This is a genomic window from Vibrio sp. 1978 (assembly GCF_033344345.1).
The window spans coordinates 1-689 of the sequence record NZ_JAWPOP010000478.1 but is presented as its reverse complement, the minus strand read 5'-3'; the positions used below and the strand labels follow the sequence as shown (position 1 = coordinate 689).

Genomic DNA, 689 nt, shown 5'->3' with positions numbered 1-689 from the left:
TTTTCTTAAGCAGAAGTTCTGCTCAGCAATGAAAGTTATTATACTGTTGATTCATACAGTGTCCATACCTGTATGAAAAAAATTTGGCTCACAATATCGTGCAGTTTTCTCTAGCCCTTGTTTTCTCTGGGCTTACGCAGTTCCAAAAAATCTAGATTAAGTGTTGGTGCAATTGACTCAATGCATGAATCACCGCTTGTTCGCGAACTTCTGCTCGATTTCCAGAAAAATGCATGGTTTCTACTAACTGCCACCCCTGATTATCTGCAAAGGCAAAACACACCGTTCCAACCGGCTTTTCCTCACTGCCACCACCAGGACCAGCGATGCCACTGATAGACACCCCAATTGTTGCATTGGAATGTTTTAATGCCCCCTGCACCATTTCGATTACAACCGGCTCACTCACTGCGCCATACGCTTCGAGTGTTTGAAACTGCACTCCAAGCATCTCCATTTTGGCCTCATTACTGTACGTAACAAAAGCGCGGTCAAGCCAACCGGAGCTACCTGCAATATCAGTAATTGCGGCTGCAACGCCACCGCCAGTACAGGACTCTGCTGTGGTCAGCACATGCCCATGTCGCGCAAGTAACACACCTAAATCAGCACTTAATTTTGTTGTTTTTTCCATAGCCAAAATGCCCTTTGTCTCTTTTTACTTGATAGGGATTCACGTATCCTAAGCC

The 689-nt window shown here is 45.1% G+C and carries 1 protein-coding gene; it reads right to left on the bottom strand.

Annotation, left to right across the window (positions count from 1 at the left end):
- Window positions 1-151: 151 nt before the first annotated feature.
- A complete protein-coding gene (pncC, locus tag R8N49_RS27320; RefSeq protein ID WP_021450025.1) occupies window positions 152-634 on the bottom strand; it encodes a nicotinamide-nucleotide amidase in 483 nt (160 codons plus the stop codon).
- Between the last annotated feature and the right edge of the window lie 55 nt (window positions 635-689).

Coding starts and splice junctions, on each gene's coding strand:
- pncC (WP_021450025.1), bottom strand. CDS start 634: ATGGAAAAAACAACAAAATTAAGTGCTGATTTAGGTGTGTTACTTGCG.